This is a genomic window from Pseudomonas sp. MC6, assembly GCF_054790575.1.
The window spans coordinates 5,584,930-5,604,522 of sequence record NZ_CP186504.1 but is presented as its reverse complement, the minus strand read 5'-3'; the positions used below and the strand labels follow the sequence as shown (position 1 = coordinate 5,604,522).

Annotated in this window: 14 protein-coding genes; 3 read left to right on the top strand and 11 right to left on the bottom strand. The window is 60.7% G+C overall.

The features are described 5' to 3' along the window. Positions 1–103: 103 nt before the first annotated feature. The 5 genes from ACOYXE_RS25095 to ACOYXE_RS25075 form a co-directional block, all read right to left on the bottom strand. Positions 104–3,121, bottom strand: a complete 3,018-nt coding sequence (locus tag ACOYXE_RS25095) for a sarcosine oxidase subunit alpha (protein ID WP_160059698.1) — start codon at positions 3,119–3,121, stop codon at positions 104–106. Next, complete coding sequence (locus ACOYXE_RS25090) at positions 3,118–3,447, bottom strand: sarcosine oxidase subunit delta (RefSeq protein ID WP_007913119.1); 330 nt, start codon at positions 3,445–3,447, stop codon at positions 3,118–3,120. The genes ACOYXE_RS25095 and ACOYXE_RS25090 overlap by 4 nt, the downstream gene beginning before the upstream one ends. A gap of 14 nt (positions 3,448–3,461) precedes the next feature. Further along, on the bottom strand, positions 3,462–4,712 hold the full coding sequence (locus tag ACOYXE_RS25085) for a sarcosine oxidase subunit beta (RefSeq protein WP_003206307.1): 1,251 nt from the start codon (positions 4,710–4,712) through the stop codon (positions 3,462–3,464). Between the two features lie 20 nt (positions 4,713–4,732). Further along, positions 4,733–5,986 (bottom strand): serine hydroxymethyltransferase, encoded by a 1,254-nt coding sequence (locus ACOYXE_RS25080; protein WP_007913117.1) that lies wholly within the window; start codon positions 5,984–5,986, stop codon positions 4,733–4,735. Between the two features lie 272 nt (positions 5,987–6,258). Further along, positions 6,259–6,969 carry a TraX family protein gene (locus ACOYXE_RS25075; RefSeq protein WP_460926796.1) on the bottom strand — a complete coding sequence of 237 codons (711 nt, stop codon included), beginning with the start codon at positions 6,967–6,969 and terminating at the stop codon, positions 6,259–6,261. A 126-nt stretch (positions 6,970–7,095) separates the two neighbouring features. Here ACOYXE_RS25075 and ACOYXE_RS25070 point away from each other — a divergent pair, with 126 nt between their 5' ends. Both ACOYXE_RS25070 and ACOYXE_RS25065 read left to right on the top strand, forming a co-directional pair. Further along, complete coding sequence (locus ACOYXE_RS25070; RefSeq protein WP_016772826.1) at positions 7,096–8,136, top strand: threonine aldolase family protein; 1,041 nt, start codon at positions 7,096–7,098, stop codon at positions 8,134–8,136. Positions 8,137–8,310: 174 nt separating this feature from the next. Then, a complete protein-coding gene (locus ACOYXE_RS25065; RefSeq protein ID WP_160059701.1) occupies positions 8,311–9,135 on the top strand; it encodes an SDR family oxidoreductase in 825 nt (274 codons plus the stop codon). Positions 9,136–9,343: 208 nt separating this feature from the next. Here ACOYXE_RS25065 and gbcB read toward each other — a convergent pair whose 3' ends face one another. Next, positions 9,344–10,444, bottom strand: coding sequence for a glycine-betaine demethylase subunit GbcB (gene gbcB, locus ACOYXE_RS25060; RefSeq protein WP_160059702.1), 1,101 nt, complete (start codon positions 10,442–10,444; stop codon positions 9,344–9,346). Between the two features lie 296 nt (positions 10,445–10,740). On the opposite strand from gbcB, the gene gbcA reads away from it, so the two are divergent. Next, entirely contained in the window at positions 10,741–12,036 is a 1,296-nt protein-coding gene (gbcA, locus tag ACOYXE_RS25055) for a glycine-betaine demethylase subunit GbcA (RefSeq protein ID WP_016986282.1), read from the top strand. 802 nt (positions 12,037–12,838) lie between these two features. Here gbcA and etfB read toward each other — a convergent pair. The 5 genes from etfB to ACOYXE_RS25030 all read right to left on the bottom strand — a co-directional run bounded on the left by etfB (position 12,839) and on the right by ACOYXE_RS25030 (position 19,507). Further along, on the bottom strand, positions 12,839–13,609 hold the full coding sequence (etfB, locus tag ACOYXE_RS25050; RefSeq protein WP_077574827.1) for an electron transfer flavoprotein subunit beta: 771 nt from the start codon (positions 13,607–13,609) through the stop codon (positions 12,839–12,841). 9 nt (positions 13,610–13,618) lie between these two features. Continuing rightward, positions 13,619–14,839 carry an electron transfer flavoprotein subunit alpha gene (gene etfA, locus ACOYXE_RS25045; protein ID WP_460926795.1) on the bottom strand — a complete coding sequence of 407 codons (1,221 nt, stop codon included), beginning with the start codon at positions 14,837–14,839 and terminating at the stop codon, positions 13,619–13,621. Further along, positions 14,839–16,788 carry a dimethylglycine demethylation protein DgcB gene (gene dgcB / locus ACOYXE_RS25040; RefSeq protein ID WP_160059704.1) on the bottom strand — a complete coding sequence of 650 codons (1,950 nt, stop codon included), beginning with the start codon at positions 16,786–16,788 and terminating at the stop codon, positions 14,839–14,841. Before dgcB ends, etfA begins: the two co-directional genes overlap by 1 nt. A gap of 112 nt (positions 16,789–16,900) precedes the next feature. Further along, positions 16,901–18,961 (bottom strand): dimethylglycine demethylation protein DgcA, encoded by a 2,061-nt coding sequence (dgcA, locus tag ACOYXE_RS25035; RefSeq protein WP_016983627.1) that lies wholly within the window; start codon positions 18,959–18,961, stop codon positions 16,901–16,903. Positions 18,962–18,976: 15 nt separating this feature from the next. Next, complete coding sequence (locus tag ACOYXE_RS25030; RefSeq protein ID WP_005792152.1) at positions 18,977–19,507, bottom strand: DUF5943 domain-containing protein; 531 nt, start codon at positions 19,505–19,507, stop codon at positions 18,977–18,979. Positions 19,508–19,593 lie beyond the last annotated feature (86 nt).

Sequence of the window (19,593 nt, the reverse complement as noted above, 5' to 3'; positions counted from 1 at the left end):
CGAGCAGGCTCACTCCTACAAGGGGTACGCGATCACCTGTAGGAGTGAGCCTGCTCGCGATGAAGTCACCGCAGCGCAACTGCACTCCCCAGGCGCCGAACCATCAAATATTCTGGCGATCACCCTTCGGATCGAAGAACACCGAAGAAACAATCTCCGCCTCGATCACGCTGCCATCCGCCAGCGGTGCAAACACCCGCTCACCGAGGCGCTTCAGACCGCCCTTGACCACACCCATGGCAAACGAATAACCGAGGGAGTTGTGCGCGTAGCTGGAGGTCACGTGGCCGACCATGGTCATCGGAATCGCCTGCTTGGTGTTGAACACCAACTGCGCACCTTCCGGCAGCCACACGTTCGGATCGATCGGCTTCAGACCGACCAATTGCTTACGCTGATCCTTCACGCAGTCTTCACGGTTCATCCCACGCTGGCCGATCCACGAGAACGGTTTGGTGCGACCCACGCACCAGCCCATGTTCAAGTCGTCCGGGGTCATCGAGCCGTCAGTGTCCTGGCCAACGATGATGAAGCCCTTCTCGGCACGCAGGACGTGCATGGTCTCGGTGCCGTACGGGGTCAGGTTGTACTGCTTGCCGGCCTCGACGATTTTCTCCAGCACGCCCATCGCATAGTCGGCCTGCACGTTGACTTCGTACGACAGCTCACCGGTGAACGAGATGCGGAACACCCGCGCCGGCACGCCGCCGACCAGACCTTCTTTCCAAGTCATGAACGGGAACGCTTCGTTGCTCAGATCAATGTCGGTCACGGCGCTGAGCAGCTTGCGGCTGTTCGGCCCGGACAGGGTCATGGTCGCCCAGTGATCGGTGACGGAAGTGAAGTAGACCTTCATGTCCGGCCATTCGGTCTGGTGGTACAGCTCCAGCCACTGCAGCACGCGAGCCGCGCCGCCGGTGGTGGTGGTCATGACGAAATGGTTGTCGGCCAGACACGCCGTGACACCGTCGTCGAAGACCATGCCGTCTTCTTTGCACATCAAACCGTAGCGAGCCTTGCCCACATCGAGCTTGGTCCAGGCATTGGTGTACACACGGTTGAGGAACTCGCGGGCATCCGGGCCCTGGATGTCGATCTTGCCGAGGGTCGAGGCATCGAGCAGGCCGACGCTGTCACGCACGGCTTTGCATTCACGCTTGACGGCGGCATGCAGGTCTTCACCGTTTTTCGGGAAGTACCATGGGCGCTTCCACTGACCGACGTCTTCAAACTCGGCGCCATTCTTCACATGCCAGGCATGCAGCGCGGTGTGGCGAACCGGCTCGAAGATGTGCCCACAGTGACGGCCAGCCACAGCACCGAAAGTCACCGGCGTGTAGTTCGGACGGAACATGGTGGTGCCCATCTGCGGGATGGTCACGTTCAGCGAACGGGCGGCAATGGCCAGACCATTGACGTTGCCGAGCTTGCCCTGATCGGTGCCGAAGCCCAGCGCGGTGTAGCGTTTGACGTGTTCGACCGATTCGAAACCCTCACGGGTCGCCAGTTCGATGGCGGCGGCGGTCACGTCGTTTTGCAGGTCGACGAATTGCTTCGGCGCCCGTGCGGTGTTCTTTTCATGCGGCACCTGGAACAGCGCCAACGTCGGTTCTTCGTGACGGCTCAAGGCTTTTGGCAACACGCCTTCGACGGTCTGGAAACCGGCTTCGGCAGCGGCGCGCACGCCACCTTCAAAACCATCGGCCAGCGAATCGCCGAGACCATAAACACCGTTGATGCCACCGACACACACGCGTTTCTGCGGTGCTTCGCCCGGCACGAAACCGAGGATGTCTTCGCGCCAGGTCGGCTTGCCGCCCAAGTGCGAGGCCAGGTGAACCACCGGGCTATAGCCGCCGGAGCTGGCTACCACGTCGCAGTCCAGCCATTCGCCCGGACTGGTCACGGCGTGCGCTTTGACATCAATCGCGGCGACGCGGGCAGCGGTGACACGCTTGCTGCCTCGGGTCTCGATCACGGCGCTACCGGTGAGGATGCGGATGCCTTTGGCGCGGGCCTCTTCTACCAACGCACCACGCGGATTGCTGCGCGCATCGGCGATGGCGACCACTTGCAGACTGGCATCGAGCCAATCCAGAGCAACGCGATAAGCGTGGTCGTTGTTGGTCGACAGCACGAGTTTCTTGCCCGGCGCTACGCCGTAACGGCGCACGTAAGTCGACACCGCACCAGCGAGCATGTTGCCCGGCACGTCGTTGTTGCCGTAAACCAGCGGACGCTCGCAAGCACCGGTCGCCAGCACCACACGCTTGGCGCGAACGCGGTGGATGCGCTGACGCACCTGACCGATTGGCGCACGGTCGCCGAGGTGATCGGTGAGGCGTTCGTGAATGGTCAGGAAGTTATGGTCGTGGTAACCGTTGACCGTGGCGCGCGGCAGGATCAGCACGTCCGGGGTGTTTTTCAGTTCGGTGATGACGCTGGCAACCCACTCCATCGCAGGTTTGCCGTCGAGGCTTTCGCGCGAATCGAGCAGGCTGCCGCCGAACTCTTCCTGCTCGTCGGCAAGAATCACTCGGGCACCGCTGCGCGCAGCGGCCAGTGCAGCAGAAAGACCGGCCGGGCCACCGCCAACAATCAGCACGTCGCAGTGCTGGTTCATGTAGTCGTAGGTGTCCGGATCATTCTCGGTCGGCGAGCGGCCAAGACCTGCTGCCTTACGGATGTACTTCTCGTAAGTCATCCAGAACGATTGCGGGTACATGAAGGTTTTGTAGTAGAAACCCGGCGGCATCAGCTTGCCGCCGACCTTGCCGAGAATGCCCATCATGTCGTTGTTGACGCTCGGCCAGCCGTTGGTGCTGGTCGCAACCAGCCCTTGATACAACGCCTGTTGCGTGGCGCGCACGTTGGGAATCTGCGTGGCTTCGGTAGCGCCGATCTGCAGCACCGCGTTCGGCTCTTCGGCACCGGCAGCGAAGATCCCGCGAGGACGCGAGTACTTGAAGCTGCGCCCGATGATGTCGACGCCGTTGGCGATCAGCGCGGCGGCCAGCGAGTCACCCTCGAAGCCTTTGTAGCTCTGACCGTTGAAGGTGAAGCTCAGCACTTTATTGCGGTCGATCCGTCCACCGTTGGACAGGCGATTGGTCTGGCTCATACCTTCTCTCCCAGCGCCGTCGTGGCTGTTTTCGCCGAATCAGCCTTGTCGGTGAATTGCGGCTTGGTGCCGATCTTGTAGGTTTCGAGAATCTCGTAGGTCACGGTGTCGCGGGTGACGTTGAAATACTGGCGGCAACCGGCGACGTGATCCCACAGTTCGTGGTGCAGACCGCGCGGGTTGTCGCGGAAGAACATGTAGTCGCCCCACTCCTCGTCGGTGCAGGCGCCAGGGTCGAGCGGGCGCGGAATGTGCGCCTGACCGGATGCGTGGAATTCCTCTTCGGAGCGCAGTTCGCCGCAGTGAGGACAGAAGATATGCAACATGGGGATTTCTCCTGTTAGTGGGCGACGGCAGCAGCGCCGTGTTCGTCGATGAGTGCGCCGTTGTGGAAACGGTCGATGGAAAACGGTGCGGCCAACGGGTGCATTTCACCCTTGGCCAGACTCGCGGCAAACACGTTGCCCGAGCCAGGTGTCGCTTTGAAACCACCGGTGCCCCAACCGCAGTTGAAGAACATGTTCGGTACCGGGGTTTTCGAAATGATCGGGCAAGCGTCCGGGGTGGTGTCGACGATGCCGCCCCACTGACGGTTCATGCGTACGCGCGACAGTACCGGGAACATCTCGACGATGGCCTGAATGGTGTGCTCGATCACCGGGTACGAACCGCGCTGGCCGTAGCCGTTGTAGCCGTCGATGCCGGCACCGATCACCAGGTCGCCCTTGTCGGACTGGCTGATGTAACCGTGTACGGCGTTGGACATGATCACGCTGTCGATAATCGGTTTGATCGGCTCGGACACCAGCGCTTGCAGCGGGTGGGATTCGATCGGCAGACGGAAACCGGCCAGTTTGGCCATGTGCCCGGAGTTACCGGCGGTGACCACGCCGACGCGCTTGGCGCCGATGAAACCCTTGTTGGTTTCAACACCGATGCACACGCCGTTTTCCTTGCGGAAACCGATCACTTCGGTCTGCTGGATCAAGTCCACGCCCAAGGCGTCGGCGGCACGGGCAAAGCCCCAAGCCACGGCATCGTGACGGGCGACGCCGCCGCGACGCTGAACGGTGGCGCCCATCACCGGGTAGCGAGTGTTTTTCGAGCAGTCGAGGTACGGAATCTCGTCAGCGACTTGCTTGGCGTTGAGCAGTTCGCCATCAACGCCATTGAGGCGGTTGGCGCTGACCCGACGCTCGGAATCACGGATGTCCTGCAGGGTGTGGCACAGGTTGTAAACGCCACGCTGGGAGAACATCACGTTGTAGTTGAGGTCTTGGGACAGGCCTTCCCACAATTTCATCGCGTGTTCGTAGAGGTGCGCCGACTCGTCCCACAGGTAGTTGGAACGCACGATGGTGGTGTTGCGCGCGGTGTTACCGCCGCCCAGCCAGCCCTTCTCGACCACGGCGACGTTGGTGATGCCGTGTTCTTTCGCCAGATAGTAGGCGGTCGCCAGACCGTGCCCGCCGCCGCCGACGATGACCACGTCGTAGACTTTTTTCGGCGTTGGCGTGCGCCACATGCGCTGCCAGTTTTCGTGGTGGCTGAGGGAGTGTTTGAAGAGGCCGAAGCCCGAATAGCGTTGCATAGTCAGTTACTCCAGAACACTCAGCGATAAACCGGGAAGTCTGCGCACAGGGCCGACACTTGCTGGGCAACATTGGCCTCGACATCGGCATCGCCGAGGTTGTCGAGGATGTCGCAGATCCAGCCAGCCAACACTTCACACTGGGTCACCTTGAAACCGCGAGTAGTGACCGCCGGGGTGCCGATGCGCAGGCCCGAGGTCACGAACGGCGATTGCGGGTCGTTCGGCACGGCGTTCTTGTTGACGGTGATGTGGGCGCGGCCAAGGGCGGCGTCGGCATCTTTGCCGGTCAGGCCCTGACGGATCAGGCTGACCAGGAACAAGTGGTTGTCGGTGCCGCCGGACACTACATCGTAGCCACGTTTGATAAACACGCTGGCCATCGCCTGAGCGTTGTCGATCACTTGTTGCTGATACGCCTTGAAGCCCGGCTCCAGTGCTTCTTTGAAGCACACGGCTTTACCGGCGATGACGTGCATCAGCGGGCCGCCCTGAGCGCCGGGGAATACCGCCGCGTTGAGCTTCTTCTCGATCTCTTCGTTGGACTTGGCCAGGATCAGCCCGCCACGTGGACCGCGCAGGGTTTTGTGCGTAGTGGTGGTGACCACGTCGGCGTACGGCAGCGGGTTCGGGTACAGACCGGCGGCAACCAGACCGGCAACGTGGGCCATGTCGACAAACAGCAGCGCGCCGACCTTGTCAGCGATCTGACGGAAGCGCGGGAAGTCCAGAGTCTTCGAGTAAGCGGAGAAACCGGCGACGATCATTTTCGGCTTGGATTCGACGGCGAGACGCTCGACTTCGTCGTAATCGATCAGCCCGGTGTCGGTGTTGATGCCGTACTGCACAGCGTTATAGAGCTTGCCCGAAGACGACACTTTGGCGCCGTGGGTCAAGTGACCACCGTGGGCCAGGCTCATGCCGAGGATGGTGTCGCCCGGCTGGATCAGCGCCAGGTAAACAGCACTGTTGGCCGATGAACCGGAGTGTGGCTGGACGTTGGCGTAATCGGCGCCGAACAGTTGCTTGGCCCGCTCGATGGCCAGCGCTTCGACTTTATCGACGTGCTCGCAGCCACCGTAGTAGCGCTTGCCCGGATAGCCTTCGGCGTATTTGTTGGTCAGGCCACTGCCTTGCGCTTGCATCACGCGTTTGCTGGTGTAGTTTTCTGACGCGATCAGCTCGATGTGATCTTCCTGACGTTGCTCCTCGGCATTCATCGCCGCCAGCAGTGCATCGTCGTAACCCTGGATCTGGTCTTGCTTGCTGAACATCGCGTCTCTCCCAGCGGCATCTGTGCGCCATTCGTCTCGGTAAGGCACTGGCAATCACGGCAGTGCCCTTTGATGCCGATGGTATGACCGGCGCAGACAGCTCAAATGCCTGCGCGCGCCACGCAAAGGTGCGTTTACGACATGGCCTGAAATGCCTTGTTGAATCTGCGCAGATCCCTGTAGGAGTGAGCCTGCTCGCGATGGCGGTGGGTCAGCTGAGCAAATGTTGGCTGATACGCCGCCATCGCGAGCAGGCTCACTCCTACAGGGGATTATGCGATCAACTGGCGAACCGTGAGCAGCAGGAGAAAATGCGCGGGATACAGGGCGTAGGCCCAGCGCCGCATTGGTGGCGGCTGGAGATGTCGCGCATGTCGCAACAGGAACATTCCGAGCATTGGCGCAAATAGGCACGTCGCAATACCGAGAATGGCGACGCTGCTACCGAACCTTGCCGAGTCGTAAAGCACTTGCCACTGATTCGCTGCGAGGCATATCAAACCCGGCAGCAAGCTGAAGTACCAAGGGCGGCGAAACATCAACAGCATCGCCAACGGGAGCAGAACCCCGAAGAAGCCGAACATCAGTCGTTCCGGGAAAACTATCGCCAGCACCAGCGCAGCAACGCCCAGCAATCGCGACATGATCGATGGATCCTGCCACCCCCGCGCCACCAGCAACCCCAGCGCCAGCGTTGGCATCACATTCAACGTATCCGGCTCTGGAATGTACAACCGATACGGTATTTCGCTCACCGCACTGAACAGCAACAACCAGCCCAGATAGCGCCATTCCATCCTCCGCGAACCATCGCGCGCCAGGTTCGCCGCCATCGCCAGACAAAACCACGGAAACGCCAACCGCCCCGGCACATACAGCCAATCGGCGGAGAACCCGACATATCGCAGGTGATCGAACAACATGCTCAACAGCGCCAGCCACTTGAGCAGATCCAGCGCGCCGTCACGTTTTCTCAGGTGCATAATCGGCCTGCGTCCATGTACTGTTCTGACAGCGACATCCCGTGTGCTCCCCGGAAGATCTTCGGTAAAGTGCGCACCATCATTGACCACGAGCCTTCACAAGAGTCTCGACCACGGAAGCCGGCCATGACCGACAAGAGCCAACAATTCGCCAGCGACAACTATTCCGGAATCTGCCCTGAAGCCTGGGCCGCGATGGAGCAGGCCAACCACGGCCACCAGCGCGCGTATGGCGACGATGAATGGACCGCGCGCGCGGCCGATCATTTCCGCAAACTGTTCGAAACCGACTGCGAAGTGTTCTTCGCCTTCAACGGCACCGCCGCCAACTCGCTGGCCCTGTCGTCGCTGTGCCAGAGTTACCACAGCGTGATCTGCTCGGAAACCGCCCACGTCGAAACCGACGAATGCGGCGCCCCGGAATTCTTCTCCAACGGCTCGAAACTGCTGATCGCCGGCACTGAAAACGGCAAGATCACCCCGCAATCGATCCGCGAAGTCGCGCTCAAGCGTCAGGACATTCACTACCCGAAACCGCGCGTGGTCACCCTGACCCAGGCCACCGAAGTCGGCAGCGTCTACACCCCGGAAGAAGTCCGCGCCATCAGCGCCACCTGCAAAGAGCTGGGCCTGCACCTGCACATGGACGGCGCGCGCTTCTCCAACGCCTGCGCATTCCTCGGTTGCTCGCCAGCGGATCTGACCTGGAAGGCCGGCGTCGACGTGCTGTGCTTCGGCGGCACCAAGAACGGCATGGCCGTGGGTGAGGCGATCCTGTTCTTCAACCACAAACTGGCGGAAGACTTCGACTATCGCTGCAAGCAGGCCGGTCAGTTGGCGTCGAAAATGCGCTTCCTCTCGGCACCGTGGGTCGGCATCCTCGAAAACGACGCCTGGCTCAAATACGCCCGCCACGCCAACCACTGCGCGCAACTGCTGGCAGAACTGGTCAGCGACATTCCCGGCGTCGAACTGATGTTCCCGGTGCAGGCCAACGGCGTGTTCCTGCAACTCTCGGAACCGGCCATCGCCGCCCTGACCGCGAAGAACTGGCGCTTCTACACCTTCATCGGCAAGGGCGGCGCACGCTTCATGTGCTCGTGGGACACCGAAGAAGAACGCGTCCGCGAACTGGCCCGCGACATCCGCGAAGTCATGTCCGCCTGACCTGACGCTACACCCTCCCCCTGTAGGCGCTGCCGAAGGCTGCGATCTTTTGATCTTAAAAAACAAAATCAAAAGATCGCAGTCTTCGGCAGCTCCTACACAGGTTGTGCTTCTGCTTGGTCTACATTGTCTGTCGAGCCCTCCGCTCAGATAACAATAAGCAGGAGCATCGGCATGTCGTTACAAGGCAAAACCCTGTTCATCACCGGCGCCAGCCGTGGCATTGGTCGTGAGATTGCGCTGCGGGCCGCCAGAGACGGGGCCAATATCGTGATTGCGGCGAAGAGCGCCGAACCTCACGCCAAGTTGCCCGGGACCATTCACAGCGTCGCGGCGGAAGTCGAGGCGGCGGGCGGCAAGGCTCTGGCCCTGCAAGTGGATGTGCGTGATGAAGAGGCTGTGCGCAAAGCGCTTGCGCAGGCCAATGAGCACTTCGGCGGCATCGATGCACTGGTGAACAACGCCGGGGCGATCAAGCTCACCGGTGTGCAACACATCGAACTCAAGCGGTTCGACCTGATGCACCAGATCAACACCCGGGCGGTGTTGCTGTGCAGCCAGGCCGCCCTGCCCTATCTGAAGAAGTCCGCCGGGCACATTCTCAACCTGTCGCCACCGCTGAATCTGGCGAGCAAGTGGTTTGCACAGTTCAGCCCTTACACCGTGACCAAGTACGGCATGAGCATGCTGACGCTGGGGATGAGTGAGGAGTTTGCCGGTTACGGCATCAGCGTCAATTCGCTATGGCCGCAGACGATGATTGCTACAGCGGCGATCGAGTTTCAGTTGGGGAATCGGGAGTCGTTCAAACAGGCGCGCCTGCCTTCGATCATGGCGGATGCGGCGCATGTGATTCTGGAAAGTAGTGGACGGCAGATTACCGGGCGGTTGTTGATTGATGAGGAGATTTTGCAGGAGAGCGGTGTAAGCGAGTTCGAGCATTACCGGTTTGAACCGGAGAGTAATGCGGCGTTGATGACGGATTTGTTTATCGACTGAAAAGCCCCTCACCCTAGCCCTCTCCCAGAGGGAGAGGGGACTGATTGGGGGATATTTGAGAATTACGCCGACGTGCAACTGCTCTACCGAATCCATAATCGATAAGGTCGTTCAGGTCGATGCAGGACGCCAGACACCTCGGTCGGCTCCCTCTCCCACTGGGAGAGGGCTGGGGTGAGGGGTAAGCCGAACGCATAAAATCGCCCAGTCAGAAATCGATTCGGACGTCGCCTTTAGGCACACTGCAGCACGACAAGATAAACCCTTCAGCCTCATCGTCCTCGGTAATCCCGCCGTTGTGCTCCATCTCCACCTCGCCGCCCAGCTTGAGCACCTTGCACGTCCCGCAAATCCCCATCCCGCACGCCTTCGGAATCATCAAGCCCAGCTTGGCCGCCGCCGCATGCACCGTCTCGCCCGGTGCCACACGAATGCTCTTGCCGGACGAGGTGAATTCGACCTGATGCAGATCCGCCGCATCGATTTCCGGTGCATCCGCAGCCTGCTCGGCTTGCTCCACCGCATCAGCACGGGCTTCCGGTGGCGTGGCGCCGAAGGATTCCTCGTGATAACGCGACATGTCGTAACCGGCCACTTCCAGCAACCGCTTAACCGCATTCATGTAAGGCGTCGGCCCGCAGCAGAACACTTCGCGCTCAAGGAAGTCCGGCACCATCAATTCCAACATCTTGTGGTTCAGGTAACCGCGATAACCGGCCCACGGTTCACCCAAGCCATGCTTCTCACAAATCAGGTGCAGGCTGAAGTTGTCGATCCGCGACGCCATGTGCTCCAGCTCGCGGTGGTAAATGATGTCTTTCGGTGAGCGCGCGCTGTGGATAAAGGTCATGTCGACGTTGGCGTTGGTGTCGTAGAACCAGCGCGCCATCGACATGCACGGCGTGATACCGACGCCGCCACTGAGATACAGCACTTTCGGGCTCGGGAAGTCGATGGCATTGAACAGCCCGACCGGCCCGTGCACCGCCAGCTCCTGCCCCTCATGAAGTGTGTCGTGCAGCCAGTTGGAAACCCTGCCGCCCGGCACGCGCTTGATCGTCACCGAAAAGCTGTACGGCACCGACGGCGAGCTGGAGATGGTGTACGAACGCATGATCGGCTGGCCTTCGATTTCCAGCTCCAGGGTCACGAACTGCCCGGGCTTGAAGAAGAACAGGATCGGCTGGTCAGCCATGAAGCAGAAGGTGCGCACGTCCCAGGTTTCCTGGATGACTTTGACGCAACGGACGATGTGTCGGCCATTGGCCCAGGTCTGGGTGGTGACCGGATTCAGGAAGCTGTTGGACATGCTGTTCTCCACGGCCGACTGTCGGCCTCATGTCGGCGATTCTGCGTATAGCGCGAACCGCCCGTTTACCTATCCGCGACATCGGCATACTTATCGCGACCAGCCCCCAACCACCGGGGGTTGCGCGTCGGGAACAGATTGCACCATGTCGCCCATGGATAAGGTTCCGCCCCGCGCCGGCCCCACACTCGCCCCAACACCAAAACAGATTCTTTACACCTTGCGTAGCACCTTCTAACAGCAGACCTGATAAGCCACTTTCGCCGGCCACGCAGATGGCCATGAGGATCACATCGATGGACGTCACCGCAAAAATCAGCCTGGGCGATCCGCTGGAACCCGCACGCAAGGCCACCGCACAAATGCTGCAAGAGCGCGAGCGCACCTTTTCGCTGCCGCAACCGTTCTACAGCGATGAACGGCTGTTCGATATCGACATGCAGGAGATCTTCCAGAAAGAGTGGTTGATCGCCGGCATGACCTGCGAGATCCCGGCCAAGGGCAACTACCTGACCCTGCAGATCGGCAAGAATCCGATCATCGTCATCCGTGGCGCCGAAGGCGTGGTGCATGCCTTCCACAACGTCTGCCGCCACCGTGGCTCGCGTCTGTGCACCAGTGAAAAAGGCAAGGTCGCCAAATTGGTCTGCCACTACCACCAGTGGACCTATGAGCTGGACGGGCGTCTGCTGTTCGCCGGCACCGAAATGGGCGCCGACTTCGACATGAAGCAGTACGGCCTCAAACCGGTGAACGTGAAGACGGCCGGCGGTTACATCTTCATCAGCCTGGCCGAGAACCCGCCGGCCATCGATGACTTCCTGTCGACGCTGAACCATTACATGGAACCGTACGACATGGAGAACACCAAGGTGGCGATTCAAACCACCTTGTTCGAAAAGGCCAACTGGAAACTGGTGCTGGAAAACAACCGCGAGTGCTACCACTGCAACGCGTCGCACCCGGAACTGCTGAAAACCCTGCTGGAATGGGACGACGTCACCGACCCGCGCGCCGATCAGGCGTTCAAGGATCACGTCGCTGCCTCCGCCGCGGCCTGGGAAGCCGAGAAGATCCCTTACGCCCACGCCAGCTTCGGCCTGCGCAACCGCATAGTGCGCATGCCGCTGCTCAAGGGCACCGTGTCGATGACCCTCGACGGCAAACAGGGCTGCGCGAAACTGATGGGCCGGATCAAGAACCCGGATCTGGGTTCGATGCGCATCCTGCACCTGCCGCACTCGTGGAACCACTGCATGGGCGACCACATCATCGTCTTCACCGTGTGGCCGATCAGCGCGCAGGAAACCATGGTCACCACCAAGTGGATCGTGCACAAGGATGCGGTTGAAGGTGTTGATTACGACGTCGAGCGTATGCGTCAGGTGTGGGATGCGACCAACGATCAGGACCGGCGTCTGGCGGAAGAGAACCAGCGCGGGATCAATTCGACGGCTTATCAGCCTGGGCCGTATTCGAAGACCTATGAGTTTGGCGTGGTCAACTTCGTCGACTGGTACAGCGAGCGCCTGCTGAACAACCTCGGCGCCGAGCCTGCGCCATACCTCAAAGGCGTCCCGGTTCAGGGCTAAAAGCAAAAGCTTCGCGAGCAGGCTCGCTCCCACAGGTGGAATGCATTCCAAATGTGGGAGCGAGCCTGCTCGCGAAGGCGTCATGAAAGTCATTACATCTCTGAAACCAGATTGCACAATTTTTGACCAACCACCCCACACCCTATACCCACCAAGCCCCCCAGCCTTCCGCAAACAAGTTATCCACACACCCACCCACAGCAAATGGGGGTAACTGTGGATGAACGAAAAAATAACTGACTGATTTGTGAAGAAAAATCGTGACTTATCCAGAAGCACGGTTTGCAAGACGCACTGGTTAATTTTTGATCATATTCATGGAGGCCACGTCCTGCATGGCCTGTAGAGGATGGCGAACACGTTATCCACAGAAGCGCCAACAGAGTTCGGGGGTAACTTTGCCTTGTCTGTGGAAAAGCGTTGGAGGCTGTGTGAAATCGGGGTTTTGCGCGGGAATTAAGTCCGGAAACTTACGAATTGACTGTTTTTTGATCACCCCTTCGAAAGCCACGGTTTGTATGGGCTTCAGCGGATAGCGAACATCTTATCCACAGAAGCGCCAACAGAGATTGGGGGCAACTTTCCAAGTTATCCTGGCGAAAAAGCCCTGAAAATCCGTGACTTAGGCTGGTTGTTTTTTGATCGGAGGGCTGTAGGGCTTGAATGGCGTGGGGTGTAGAGAGGGGCGAACACGTTATCCACAGATCCGCCAACAGGGATTGTGGGTAAAAGTGCTTGCCCTCATCGGAACGCCGCCCGCCCAGCCCTCTCCCGGAGGGAGAGGGCTAGGGTGAGGGCCTTTTCAGCGGACGACGCCTTCTTCAATCAGCAACTTGAGAATCGCTTCAGCCCCGGCCTGTGCGGTAACGCCCTTGAGCACCTGCCCCCCGCCACCACTGGCCTTGGCCGTCGCGGCCTTCATCCGGTCCGCCCCGCTTTTGGCCTTGATCACCTTCAAGCGTTTCGGCCGTGGCTTGGCCGCTTGCAAAGTGGCAACCGCGAGCAACTCATCGTCCACCACTTCGACGTCTTCAGCCTGCAAGACCCCACGTCGCGCGGGACCATACGCACTCTGCCGAGGCTTCGGCGCAGCGTTATCCACAGTCGCCAGAAACGGCAGTTTCACCTTCAACCGGCGCCGCTGTCCGCGCGGCAAGGCTTGCAGCACCAGCGCCGAACCATCATTGATCGACTCGACCTGAGCCAGCCCGACCACCAACGGCCAGCCCAGTCCTTCGGCGAGCAAAAACGGCAACATCCCCGAACCTTCACCGGTTTCCGCCTGGCTGCCGGTCAGGACAACTTGCGCACCGGCATCGCGCAGATACGCGGTCAGCGCCGGCAGCGCATCGGCGCCTGCCGGTTGCTCCAGCACATGCATCTGCTCAAGCCCCATGCCCAGATAGGCGCGCAACGCCGGTTCTGCAACGTCACCGGCATGCAGCACTTGCAGGTTATCCCCAGCCAGTTGCAAACCCAGTTCCACGGCGCGCGCGTCCTGATCAGCGCGGCGTGGCCGCCCGGAGGTCGGGTGGGCGCCGATTGAAACCAGACTGATTACTTTCGTGTTCATAAAGTTTCCTTAAGCCGCATCGCGCTTGGCTTCGTTGCGGTAAGCCGCGACCGCTTCGATCAACGCCTGCAGAATCTCTGCGCTTTCGCCGATCACCGACAAATCGGCACGCTTGATCATGTCGCAACCCGGATCAAGGTTGATCGCCACGACCTTGTCGCAGGCACCAATACCTTGCAGGTGCTGAATCGCGCCAGAGATACCCACAGCCACATAGACCCGCGCGGTGACCCAGGTACCGGACGCGCCGACCTGACGATCACGCGCCATGAAGCCATCGTCCACTGCAACGCGGGAAGCACCTTCGGTAGCGCCGAGTGCTGCCGCCGTTTCGTGGAATAGTGCCCAGTCTTTGACTCCATTGCCGCCGGAGAAAATGAATTCGGCTTCAGCCATTGGAATCGCCGCCGGGTCGACCGCCACGGCGCCGAGATCTTCGATCCGCGAGAGACTGCGCGCCACGCTTGTGGATAACTCCACCGGCAACGCTTCGTGGCGAGTGTCGCTGACTGGTTCGGCGCATTCGGCAGCGGCCAAAATCAACCGCGCAACTGGACGGGCAAGGTCTTGCAGCCCAGCGCCAGCGCGGCCGATGCACTCCTGATCCTTGACCTGCCAGACCCGTGTCGCCGGGCGTTCGCCCAGTGCAGCGGCAAAGCGTCGACCGAGTTCACCGCCACCGCTGCGGCTGTCCGGCAGCAACCAATGACGCGGGTTGAACTGGTTATCCACAGCGCGCAAACCTTGCACCCGTTGCTCCGGTGCATAACCGCTGAATTCCTCGCCTTCGAGCACCAGCAGGCGATCGACGCCAGCGGTCGCGAAAGCGTTTTCCTTATGCTCGCCAAAGACCACCGCCAACACTGCGCCGTCATTACCGGCGAGCTGATGGGCGAGGCCAAACAAATCACGGTCGTGACTGCTCAAGCGGCCACCGACCATGTCCGGTACCACGCTGATGTAGAACGCCGGCGCGGGCACCTGATGCAGCGGCAATTGCACTTCCACAGCCGCCGAGCGTTTGACCGCCCCGCCCTGTTGCGCGCCACTGCGATCGATCCGTTTGATGCCGTTGGGGCCGATAAAACCGATGCCGTGCAGGTTCTTGCGAATGACGCCGTTGGGGCCCATCCAGCTGTGTTGCGCCGGTTGCATCGCCGCGTGCAGCGGATGCAGGCGGTTACGGGCAATCCATTCGGCGCGCGGGTCGCGGCGGATAATGTCGCTCATCAGTGGGCCTCCGCAGGTTCACGTTTGGCCGGCGTGGCAGGCTTGTTCGGCGCGGCGTCTTCGAGCAGCGCGTCGGCCACCAGTTCTGCGATGTCCTTGATCAGCGGCCGCGGTTCGACCACGCCTTCGAGCATCGCCGTGCACTGTGGACAACCCACGGCCACCAGTTCGGCGCCGGTCTCGCGGATGTCTTCCATGCGCATGTCGGGAATCCGTTGCTTGCCCGGAATGTCAGTGATCGGCGCGCCGCCACCACCGCCGCAGCAGCGCGAACGGAAGCCGGAACGTTGCATCTCTTTCACTTCGATACCGAGGGCACGCAGCACTTCACGCGGCGCTTCGTACTCGCCGTTGTAACGACCGAGGTAGCACGGATCGTGATAGGTCACGCTGTTGCCTTTGTGCTGACCGAGGTTCAGCGCGCCGGCCTGAATGATTTCTGCCATGTAGGTGCTGTGGTGCTGCACCAGGTAGTTGCCATCGAACGCGCCGTACTCGTTTTTCAGCACGTGGAAGCTGTGCGGATCACAAGTAACGATGCGGTTGAAGCTGTATTTGGCCAGGGTCTGGATGTTGCGTTTGGCAAGCAACTGGAAGGTCGCTTCATCGCCGAGACGCCGGGCAACATCGCCGCTGTCACGCTCTTCGAGACCGAGTACGGCAAAGTCGATTTTCGCCGCTTTCAGCACTTTGACGAAGGCGCGCAGGGTGCGCTGGTTGCGCATGTCGAACGCACCGTCGCCGACCCAGAACAGCACGTCGGTGGATTTCTTCTCGCTGAGCAGATTGAGGTTCAAGTCCGCCGCCCAGTTCATCCGCCCGCCCGGGGCGAAACCGCCGGGGTTGTCGGTGGCGATGAGGTTTTCAAGGACTTCGGCGCCCTTGTTCGGCGTCGCGCCTTTTTCCAGGGTCAGGTGACGGCGCATGTCGACGATGGCGTCGACGTGCTCGATCATCATCGGACATTCCTCGACGCAGGCACGGCAGGTAGTGCACGACCACAGGGTTTCGGCGTCGACCAAGCCGTTGACGATCGGTTGATGTGGATTACCGCTATGCTCGCCTACAGGTTTGCCCGGATACGGGCTGCCGGCGAACTTGGCATCGGTGCCGCCAGCGAGGCCGACGACCATGTCCTGAATCAGTTTTTTCGGGTTCAGCGGCTGGCCAGCGGCGAAGGCCGGGCACGCCGCTTCGCACTTGCCGCACTGCACGCAGGCGTCGAAACCGAGCAGTTGGTTCCAGGTGAAATCCTTGGGTTTCTCAACACCCAGCGGAGCACTCGGATCGTTCAGATCCAAAGGTTTCAAGCCCGTGGAACGACCGCCGCCAAAACGCTCGGCGCGGCGGTGCCAAGCCAAATGCAACGCACCGGCGAAGGCGTGTTTCATCGGCCCGCCCCAGGTCATGCCGAAGAACAGCTCCGACACGCCCCACAGCACGCCAATCCCGAGAATGACTGCGAGCACCCAGCCGCCGAAGTTCTCCGGGAGGATTCCGGCCACCGGGAGGGTCAGCAGAAAGAACGACGCCGAGAACGCCAGCAGGCTTTTCGGCAGGCGCATCCACGGGCCTTTCGACAGCCGCGCCGGCGGGTTGCGCCGACGCAGATAAACGAAGATCGCGCCGACGAACATCACTGCCGTCATCAGCAGCAAGGCGTAACCGAGAATGCGGTTATGCAGGCCAAAACCGTGCACCAGCAGCGCCAGTACAATCGACGCCACCGCACCGCCGGCCGTGGCCACGTGGGTGTTGGCGATGTATTTGTCCCGCGCCACGACATGGTGCAAATCGACCATGTAGCGCTTGGGCATGGCGAACAGGCCGCCGATCAGGTCGACCTTCGAGGCCCGGCCCCGGCGCCACATCGCTACCCGCCGTAACGCGCCGAGGACACCAAGGCCGATAGCTGCGAACAACAGGATTGGAAGAAGGGTGTTCAACATCAGAGTCACCTCTGGCGAGGTGCAAGCTACAAGCTACAAGCTGCAAGAAAGAGCAGCAAAATCTGCCGGGCTTTTACTTGCGGCTTGAAGCTTATGGCTCGCAGCTGAGCCGTCAAAAATCCTTACAGAGCCGGAGTGCGTCATAAATGGCGGCGTGCGTGTTGCGCTGCGCCACGCAGTCGCCGATGCGGAACAGCAAGTAGCCGTCGCCCGCCTCGCTCAGCGAAGGTTGCGGCTGGATCGCAAACAACGCTTCGACGTCGATCTGGCCCTTGTTGCGCGAACCCTCTTTGAGCGCGTAATAGATTTCTTCATCCGGACGCACGCCGTTTTCCACCACCACCTGATCGACCACCCGCTCCTCTTTGGCGCCGGTGTATTCGTTCTCCAGCACCGCGACCAGTTTGTCGCCTTCGCGGTAGACCTTCTCCAGCATCATGTCGCCGGTCATGATCACTTCTTTCGGGTACATGCTGCGGTAGTAGGTCGGGAACGATGTACCGCCGATGGCCACGCCCGGCTTGATGTCGTCAGTGACGATCTCGACCTGGCTGCCCTTGTCGGCGAGGAAGTCGGCAACCGACATCCCGGTGAACTCACAAATGGTGTCGTAGACCAGCACGTTCTTGCCCGGCGCAACCTTGCCGTCGAGCACGTCCCAACTGCTGACCACCAGCCCTTCGGCGGCGCCCCAGTGTTCGTTCTGTTCCAGATACGGATGCCCGCCGACCGCCAGCACCACTACGTCCGGACGCAAGTCCATGATGGTGTCGGCATCGGCCGCCGTGCCCAGACGCAGATCGACTTTCAGTCGCGCCAGTTCCAGTTGGAACCAGCGGGTGATGCCAGCGATCTGGTCACGCTGCGGCGCTTTCGATGCGGTGGTGATCTGCCCGCCGATGAATTCCTTCTTCTCGAACAGGGTCACGTCGTGGCCACGTTCGGCGGCAACGCGGGCCGCTTCCATCCCGGCAGGGCCGGCACCGACGATCACCACTTTGCGTTTCGGCCCGGTGGATTTCTCGATGATGTGCGGCACGCCCATGTACTCCCGGGACGTCGCGGCGTTCTGAATGCACAGCACGTCGAGGCCTTGATACTGACGGTCGATGCAATAGTTGGCGCCGACGCACTGCTTGATCTGGTCGATCTGGCCCATCTTGATCTTGGCGATCAGATGCGGGTCGGCGATGTGCGCGCGGGTCATGCCGACCATGTCGACGTAACCGCCTTCAAGGATCCGCGTGGCCTGGTTCGGATCCTTGATGTTCTGTGCGTGCAGCACCGGCACCTTGACCACTTCCTTGATCCCGGCGGCCAGATGCAGGAACGGCTCCGGTGGATAACTCATGTTCGGAATCACGTTGGCCAGGGTGTTGTGAGTGTCACAACCCGAGCCGACCACACCGATAAAGTCGAGCATGCCGGTGTCGTCGTAATACTTGGCAATCTGCTTCATGTCCTCGTGGGACAAGCCGTCCGGGTGGAATTCGTCACCGCACAGACGCATGCCGACGCAGAAATCATCACCGACCTCGGCGCGCACCGCTTTCAGCACTTCCAGACCGAACTTCATCCGGCCTTCGAAGGTGCCGCCCCATTCGTCGGTACGCTTGTTGACACGTGGACTCCAGAACTGGTCGATCATGTGCTGGTGCACCGCCGACAATTCAACGCCGTCGAGGCCACCGGCCTTGGCTCGGCGCGCAGCCTGGGCGTAATTGCCGATCACCCGCCAGATTTCTTCCGGCTCGATGGTTTTGCAGGTGGCGCGGTGCACCGGTTCACGGATGCCCGACGGCGACATCAGGGTCGGCCAGTTGAAGCCGTCCCAGCGCGAGCGGCGGCCCATGTGGGTAATCTGAATCATGATCTTGGCGCCATGCTTGTGCATGGCGTCGGCCAGATTCTGGAAATGCGGAATGATCCGGTCGGTCGACAGGTTGACCGAGCTCCACCATTCCTGCGGGCTGTCGATGGCGACCACGGAGGAGCCGCCACAGATCGCCAGGCCGATGCCGCCCTTGGCTTTCTCTTCGTAATACTTGACGTAGCGGTCGGTGGTCATGCCACCGTCCGTCGCGTAGACCTCAGCGTGCGCGGTGCTGAGCACGCGGTTGCGGATGGTCAGTTTGCCGATCTGGATCGGCTGGAACATTGCTTCGAAAGCCATGGCGGGTTCCTCGACTTACAACGGCTTGACGGTGAACAGGCCGTCGTCGTGGCCTTCTTCGGAGCCACCGTAGACTTGCTCGGCGACGGTGCGAATCTTGCTGCCGCGTGCTTCAAGAATCTGATCCATGGCCCCGGCAAACCAACCGGTGAACATGTAGTCGACCTTGCGCCCGACCTTGCCGTACACATAGACGAATGCCGAGTGTTCGAGCTTGACGCTGGCGGTGCCTTTGTCGAGGTCGATGTCCTGGATCTTGAACAGGCCCCAGCCGCGTTGCGACAGGCGCTTCATGTAGTGCTCGAACACCGCGACGCCTTCCAGGCCGTGGCATTCAGCTTCTTTTTCGCACCAGTGCCAGGCGGATTTGTAGCCCGCCTTGTAGAGGATCTCGGCGTAGGCGTCAGCGCCCAAAACCTCCTCGATACCCATATGATTGTTGACGAAGAAGTGACGCGGCACGTAGAGCATGGGCAGGGCGTCAGAGGTCCAGACACCGGTCTCGCTGTCGACTTCGATTGGCAATTGCGGGGCGATCTTGGCCATGGAAACTTAACTCCAGAAAAAATAGTGGATTCAGTGGTGACCGCTGCCCTCACCCCGGCCCTCTCCCACAGGAGAGGGGGCAGTTC